The organism is Propionivibrio sp., assembly GCF_017995515.1.
In the GTDB taxonomy this organism is placed as follows: Bacteria; Pseudomonadota; Gammaproteobacteria; order Burkholderiales; family Rhodocyclaceae; genus Propionivibrio.
In genome coordinates, this window is record NZ_JAGOIT010000133.1 from 1 (window position 1) to 7,972 (window position 7,972).

Consider the following 7,972-nt stretch of genomic DNA (forward strand, 5'->3'; position numbering starts at 1 on the left):
CACGGGCGAATCTGTTGCTGGATCATGTTGAAGCGTGCTTGTTCGGTGTTCATTGTCGCTGCGGCCATGGCGTTCCTCGTGACGAATTAAATATTAGCATAGACTAATATGCTTTAGTCCAACAGAGCGAAATTATACCTTTAGCCGATCTTCACCCGATACCACGCCGCATAGAGCGCGGGCAGGAAGAAGACGGTGAGGAGCGTCGCGACGATCAGCCCGCCCATGATCGCCACGGCCATCGGCCCCCAGAAAACGCTGCGCGTGAGCGGGATCATGGCGAGGATGGCGGCGGCGGCGGTCAGCATGATCGGGCGGAAGCGGCGCACGGTCGATCCGACGATGGCCTCCCACGTCGTCTTGCCGGCCTTTTCGTCCTGTTCGATCTGATCGACGAGGATCACCGAGTTGCGCATGATCATGCCGAACAAAGCGATCACGCCGAGATTGGCGACGAAGCCGAATGGCACGTTAAAGACTAGCAGTGCGATCGCCACGCCGATCAGGCCAAGTGGCGCCGTCAGCAGTACGAGCACGGTGCGCCCGATGCTCTGCAGCTGGATCATCAACAGCGTAACGACGACCATCAGCATCCAGGGCATCACGGCCTTGATCGAGTTCTCGCCCTTGGCCGACTCCTCGGTCGCGCCGCCGAGCTCGATACGGAATCCGGGCGGCAGCTTTTCACGCACTGCGTTCAGCTGCGGATCGATCTGCGCCGAGACGACCGGCGCCTGCACGTTGTCGCGGATGTCGGCGCGCACGATGATGGTCGGCAGGCGGTTGCGGCGATTAATCAAGACGTTCTCCAGCTCGTAATCGACCTTCGCCACCTGCGCCAGCGGAATGTAACGGCCGGCCGCCGTGCGGATGTTGATGTCTTCCAGCGCCGAAATGCGCGCGCGCTCGTCGCCACTGGCGCGAACGACGACGTCGACCAGTTGATCGCCTTCGCGCATCTGCGTAATCGTCGTTCCCGAGAGCGGCAGATTGATCGAGTTCGACAGGTCGAGCGTGCTGATGCCGAGCGCCCGGGCGCGATCCTGGTCGATATCGAGACGGATCGCCTTGCCCATCTCGTTCCAGTCGAAATTGACGTCCTTCACATGCGGATTGGCACGCATGACCGTCGCCACCTGCTCGGCCGCACGGCGCAGCTCGGTGAGATTCTCACCCGAGACACGGAACTGGATCGGAAAGCCGACCGGCGGCCCGTTCTCCAGCCGCAGCACGCGCGCGCGAATGTTGGCCAGGCCGCCCTGCCAATCGGCGCTGTCGGTCGCGAAGTAGGTTTCCAGTCGCTTTTTCAGATCCTCGCGCGCCGCGATGTCGTGCGTGACGATGACGAGCTGCGCAAAGTTGTCGTTGAACAGCTGCTGGTCGAGCGGCAGGTAAAAGCGCGGGCTGCCATTGCCGATGTAGCTGACAAAATCCTTGATCGACTTCTTCATCTCCGGGTCGCCGAGCAGCTTCTGCTCGACCCGGCTCGCTTGCACTTCGGTCGCCTTGAGCGAAGAGCCCTGCGGCAGCCAGAGGTCAACGAGCAGCTCCAGCCGCGCCGACGCCGGGAAGAACTGCTTCTGCACGCCGCGTCCGAGCGCGACGAGCGACAGCGCGAAGACCAGCACGGTGGCGATGATGACCAGCCAGCGGCGGCGGACGCACCACTCGATGCTTGCACGCATGCGCCGGTAGAAACGCGTCGCGTAGATGTCGTCGCCGTGCTGCTGCGCCCGGGCGTGCAGCTTCTTAGCATCGAGAATCTTGTAGCCGAGGTACGGCGTGAACACGACGGCGACGATCCAGGAAACGAGCAGTGCGATGACCACGACGGCGAACATCGAAAAGGTGTATTCGCCCGCCATCGAGCGCGCAAAGCCAACCGGCATGAAGCCGGCGGCGGTGATCAGCGTTCCGGTGAGCATCGGGAACGCCGTCGAGGTGTAGGCAAACGTCGCGGCGCGGAAGCGATCCCAGCCCTGCTCCATCTTCACCACCATCATCTCGACGGCAATGATCGCGTCGTCGACCAAGAGACCCAGCGCGATGATCAACGCACCAAGCGAGATGCGCTGCAAGTCGATACCGAACATCTCCATCATCAGGAAAGTGATCGCCAGCACGAGCGGAATCGACAGGGCAACGACGGCGCCGGTACGCAGCCCGAGACTGAGAAAAGAGACCGCGAGGACGATAACAACCGCTTCGGCAAGCGACGACATGAAGAGGTCGATCGACTGCCGGACGATCGTCGGCTGATCGGCGACCACGTGAATGTCGAGCCCCTGCGGCAGATCGGCCTGCAAGCGCGCAACCTCGGCGCGCAGCCGCTCGCCGATCTTGATCACGTCGCCGCCCTTGTTCATGGCGACGGCGACGCCGATCGCCGGTTCGCCCTTGACGCGCATGCGCGGCGTCGGCGGATCGGCGTAGCCGCGCTTGACGGTCGCGATGTCGCCGAGGCGGAAGAACTGGCCACTGGCCTGGATGCCGATCTCGCTGACGCTCTGCTCGGAGGTGAATTCGCCGGACACACGCAAGCGCACGCGATCGCTCGCCGTCTCGAAGTAACCGGAAGGCGCCATCGCGTTCTGGCGCTGCAAGGCATCGAAGATCGCCGACGGATCGAGACCGAGCGTCGCCAGCTTCGCATTCGAGATTTCGACGAAGATCTTCTCGTCCTGCACACCGACGAGTTCGACCTTCTTCACGTCCGGCACCTGGCGCAGTTCGCGCGCCACGCGGTCGGCTTCCTGGCGCAAGTGGGCGAGATCGAAGCCGTCGCCGGTCAGCGCGAAGATGTTGATGAAGGTATCGCCAAACTCATCGTTGATGAACGGACCCTGGATCCCGGCCGGGAAGGTGTGGCGGATATCGCCGAGCTTCTTGCGCACCTGGTACCACGCCTCGGGCACTTCCTTCTTCGGCGTGTAGTCCTTGAGTATGATGAAGACCAGCGACTCGCCCGACTTCGAGTTCGAGCGGATGACGTCGGCCCACGGCACTTCCTGCAGTTTCTTCTCGATGCGCTCGGTCACCTGTTGCTCGACCTCCTGCGCCGTTGCGCCGGGCCACAGCGTGCGCACAACCATCGCCTTGAAGGTGAAGTCCGGGTCTTCGGCGCGGCCGAGCTTGAAGTAGGAGAACACGCCGCCGACCACCATGACGATGATCAGGTAGGCAATCATGGAGCGATGGCGCAGCCCCCATTCGGAAAGATTGAGATGCGTCATGGCACGAGCGGCGCCTTGGGCAACTGATCGACGGCCTTGATCTTCTCGCCGGCGGTCAGCTTGTGCACGCCGGCGACGACGATCCGTTCGCCCACGGTGACACCGCTTTCGAGCACTGCCGTCACTTCACCGTAGCTCGCGACCTTGACCGGACGCAGCGCAATCGTCTGATCCGGCGCGACGACCCACAGCGCCGGCTTGCCTTCCTGCTGGAAGATCGCCGTCAGCGGCACCTGGATGCGAGACGCCGTGCCGCTCGCGCCGACGCCGCCGGTTTCGCCCGGGAAGGTCACATTCGCCGTCATGCCGAGCAGCACGTGTTCGTCAGGCTCGAGAATCGAGACGCGCGCCGCGTAGGTACGCGTCAGCGGATCGGCCACCGCCGAGAGTTCGCGCAGCGCCGCGGCATAGCGCCGGCTGCCTTCGGCCCACAGACTGACCTCGGCGACCTTCAACGAACGCACCGCCTGCGCGCGCGCCTCGGGCACGGCAAAGGCAACCTCCAGCGCATCGGTGCGCGCAAGTTTGACGACCGCCTGCCCGGCCGCGACGACCTGGCCGACTTCAGCGGAAACCTGCGCGATCACGCCGTTCTGGTCGGCGTGCAGCACCGTGTAGGCGCTCTGGTTGGCTGCGAGATCGGCCTCGGCCTTGGTCGCCGTGTAGGCCGTCTCCTTGGCGTCGAGCACGGCTTGGCTGACGAAGTTCTTCGCCCGCAGTTCGCGGTAGCGTTCGAGGTCGGCTTCCGCGAGATTGAGCTTTGCCGTCGCCGCCGCCACGGTCAGCGCGGTGTCCGAAGGGTCGAGCCGCATCAATACGTCGCCGGCTTTCACGCGCGTGCCGACATCGACCAGCCGCGCGGCAACCTTGCCCGGAATGCGGAAACCGAGCGGCGTCTCGTAACGCGAACGCACTTCGCCGGCGTAGGTGGCAGTCGCACTTTCAGCCGCCGCACCAACGATCTGCGTCAGCACCGAGCGCATCGGCTCGGGCGGCGCCGCCGGCTTGCCGCAACCGGCGAAAAGAAGGATGGTCGCGAGCAGCACGCCGCCGCGCAACAGATTCGAATTCATCATGCAAGCCCTTTGGGTTGGCACAAGCCCTGCACCAGCAGGTCGAAGTGGGTTTTCAGATAGGTCGCCGGATCGGTCTCTTTGGCGCAGAAACACAGCGAGGAGCGCCAGACGACGAGCATCATCAGCGGAGCGTAGATCACGTCGATGGCCGTTTCCAGATCGAGCGGACGGAACTCGCCGCGTTCGATGCCGCGCTGCAGGAGTGTGCGCAGCAAGGCGCGTCCGCGCACAATCACGGCATCGTGGTAGTACTGCGCCACCGCGGGAAAATTCCGCGCCTCGGCGATGATCAGCTTCGGCACCCCGGCCAGCCGCGTCGCGCCAATCTGCTCCCACCACCCGTTGAGCAGGCGACGCAGAAGATCGATCGACGTGCCCTGATCGTTGGCGATCACGTCTTCGGCCGACGCCAGGAGCGGCACGATGGCCTCCTCGATCACCGCCTTGAACAGCGCCTCCTTGCTCTCGAAGTAGAGGTAGAGCGTGCCCTTGGAGACGCCGGCGCGCGCCGCAACGTCATCTAGGCGCGTCGCCGCAAAACCGCGCTCGACAAAGAGATCGAGCACCGCTGCGACAAGCTCGCTCGGGCGCTCGTCCTTGCGCCGGCGACGAAGAGAGGCAGCGCTACCCACCGCCGCCGTGGTGACGGTTTCTTGAACGGACTGCATGGGAGAAGCCCCAGTTAATGACTGACCGGTCAGTAATATATCTCCAGGCGTCCGGAACGAGCAAGCGACACGATTGGAGTTTCGTTCCGCAAAAAAACAAAAAAGGGGCTGCAGACGACGCTGCAACCCCTTTGTTGATCTCGCTTCCCGATTTACACGACGCGAGCCTCGGTGGCGATTCGCCGACGCTGGAGCACAACGACCAGCGCGAGAACAAAGAGCACTGGAACATAGATCCACTCTTTCTTCGGCCGATCCGTCTCGACCTCGATGGAAGTCATGAGCTGGCCCACCTGGAATCCAGCCTTCGCAGCCGAACTACGGAACTTGACGGACATCACGCTGAATTGTTCGCCGGAAGGAATGATGCGAAGCCCGAATCGTTCCAGACGCTGCGCGGCACTTCCGGGTTCGCCCAATGGAAGCAGCATGCCTTTCTTCACCGGATCTCCGTTGATGTCCTCGCCTTCGACCCAAACACGCAGTTGACCGTCAGCAGGCGCCTTTTCAATCAACTGAATCAGTTGCGTCGATGGAATGGTTTCGAACTGCGGCGCGATCCTGTCCATCCAGAAGCCCGGGCGGAAAAGGCTGAATGCAATAAGCAGCAACAGCGCCGTTTCATACCAACGGCTTCGCGTCAGGAACCAGTTCTGCGAAGCCGCAACAAACAACAGGCTCGCGACCACGGCAGACGTTACGACCAGAATGAAATGCGGCACGCTATCGATGCCAATCAACAACAACTGCGTGTTGTAGATGAACATGAACGGCAGCACGCTGGTGCGGATGCTGTACCAGAACGCAGTAAAGCCGGTGACCAGCGGATCAGCCTTGGCAATCCCGGCGGCAGCGTACGCGGCGAGGCCGACCGGCGGCGTCACGTCGGCCATGATGCCGAAGTAGAAGACGAACATATGCACGGCAATCAGCGGCACGATCAGCCCGCTCTGCGCACCAAGTTCGACAACCACTGGCGCCATCAGCGACGAGACGATGATGTAGTTAGCCGTGGTCGGAACGCCCATGCCGAGGATCAATGAGGCGATCGCCACCCAGCACAGCATCATGAACAGGTTGCCGGCCGACATCATCTCGACCACATCGGCAAGCACTAGACCGATACCAGTCAGGGTGACCGTACCGACGATGATGCCTGCCGTCGAGGTGGCAATAGCCACACCAATCATGTTACGTGAGCCTGCAACGAGGCCGGTCTTAAGATCACGAAAACCTTCCGCGACCTCTTCGCCGACGCTGTTCTTGCCGCGGAACCAGGCGCTGAGCGGACGCTGCGTGACGAGGATGAAGATCAGGAACATCGTCGCCCAGAACGCCGAGAGCGCAGGCGAGAGCTCCTCGATCATCAGATTCCAGATCAGCGCGACGACCGGCAGCAGGAAGTGCAGGCCGCTCTTGACCGTCGGCCCGACTTCCGGACACTTGAGGATCGGCGCGTTGGGATCGTCCAGGTGCAATTCGGGATAGCCGGCTTCGTACTTGAGCAGGCCGATGTAGGCGGCGAGCATGAGCGCGGCGATGACGAACACCGAAGACTCACCGGCAAAACCCTTGATCCAGCCGAGGCCGTAATACACTACGTTGGCGAGGATGATGACGCCGCTGACCGTCATCAGGATGTTGATCAAACGATTCTTGAGCGGCGCGATGGTTTCGCGCGGAATACCCTGGATGCCGGCCTTGCAGGCTTCCAGATGCACGATGTAGAAGAGCGCGATGTACGACATGATCGCCGGCAGCGCCGCGTGCTTGATAATCTGCGTGTAGGGAATGCCGACGTATTCGACCATCAGGAAGGCCGCTGCACCCATCACCGGCGGCATGATCTGGCCGTCGACCGAAGCGGCCGTTTCGACGGCGCCCGCGACGTGCGGCTTGTAGCCGACGCGCTTCATCAGCGGAATCGTGAAGGTGCCGACGGTCACCACGTTGGCGATCGAACTGCCGGAAATCAGGCCGGTCAGACCCGAGGACACTACGGCCGCTTTGGCCGGACCGCCGCGCATGTGGCCGAGGACGGAAAGCGCCGACTTGATGAAGTAGTTGCCGGCGCCGCCGGTGTCGAGCAACGCGCCAAACAGCACAAAGAGGAAGACGAAGCCGGACGAGACGCCGAGCGCGACGCCGAACACGCCTTCGGTCGACAGCCACTGGTGCGTCATGCCCTTGGCGAACGAGGCGCCCTTGTGCGCGATCATGTCCGGCATGTACGGGCCGAGGAAGATGTAGCCGAGGAAGATCGCGGCCATGATCGTCATCGGCAAGCCAACCACGCGGCGCGTTGCCTCAAGTAAGAGCGCGATACCGCCAACCGCGACGACGAGATCAAGCGTTGTCGGCTGGCCTGGGCGCGCCGCCAGTTGGGCGTAGAAGAGGTAGAGATAGGCGGCACAGAAGGAGGCAAGCAACGCCAGAATCCAGTCTTGTACCGGAATCCGCGTGCGCGGCGAACTCTTCAGCGGCGGGAACAACATGTAGCCGAGGAAGAGCGCGAACGCCAGGTGAATCGCGCGCGACTGCGTATCGTTGAGCACGAAGACACCGAGCGAGAACGGCAGCGGCGAGGCAATCCACAGCTGGAACATCGACCACGCCAGCGCCACGTACATCACGATCTTCGCCGACAGCCCCTGCGGACGCCGCCCTCCCGTGTCGGATTCGGCAACCAGTTGCCGGATCTCTTCGTCGGTCATGCCCGACTTGTTAACTTCGTTCTGACTCACAGGTCACCTCTCATGCAAACATCAAAAAAACCGATCCATACAAACGCAAAGACGGCTCCCGAACGGAGCCGTCCTTGCTTCAACCGGGTCCAGCCCCGGAGAGTCCTACATCCAGCCTTTTTCTTTGTAGTACTTGATCGCGCCCGGATGCAACTGCGCCGAAAGACCGCTCTTGACCATGTCCTTCGGATCGAGGTTGGCGAACGCCGGGTGCAGCTTCTTGAATTCCTCGAAGTTGTTGAAGACCGCCG

5 protein-coding genes are annotated in these 7,972 nt (G+C 62.4%); all 5 read right to left on the reverse strand.

What is annotated here, in order from left to right; genetic code table 11:
- Positions 1 to 140: 140 nt before the first annotated feature.
- Positions 141 to 3,233, reverse strand: a complete 3,093-nt coding sequence (locus KBA32_RS15525; RefSeq protein ID WP_294360796.1) for an efflux RND transporter permease subunit — start codon at positions 3,231 to 3,233, stop codon at positions 141 to 143.
- Positions 3,230 to 4,306, reverse strand: a complete 1,077-nt coding sequence (locus KBA32_RS15530; RefSeq protein WP_294360799.1) for an efflux RND transporter periplasmic adaptor subunit — start codon at positions 4,304 to 4,306, stop codon at positions 3,230 to 3,232. The genes KBA32_RS15525 and KBA32_RS15530 overlap by 4 nt, the downstream gene beginning before the upstream one ends.
- On the reverse strand, positions 4,306 to 4,977 hold the full coding sequence (locus KBA32_RS15535; protein WP_294360801.1) for a TetR/AcrR family transcriptional regulator: 672 nt from the start codon (positions 4,975 to 4,977) through the stop codon (positions 4,306 to 4,308). The genes KBA32_RS15530 and KBA32_RS15535 overlap by 1 nt, the downstream gene beginning before the upstream one ends.
- 152 nt (positions 4,978 to 5,129) lie before the next feature.
- Positions 5,130 to 7,721, reverse strand: coding sequence for a TRAP transporter permease (locus KBA32_RS15540; RefSeq protein WP_294360804.1), 2,592 nt, complete (start codon positions 7,719 to 7,721; stop codon positions 5,130 to 5,132).
- A gap of 105 nt (positions 7,722 to 7,826) precedes the next feature.
- Positions 7,827 to 7,972, reverse strand: a 146-nt coding sequence (locus KBA32_RS15545; protein WP_294360806.1) for a TAXI family TRAP transporter solute-binding subunit, incomplete at its 5' end; no start/stop codon positions are given.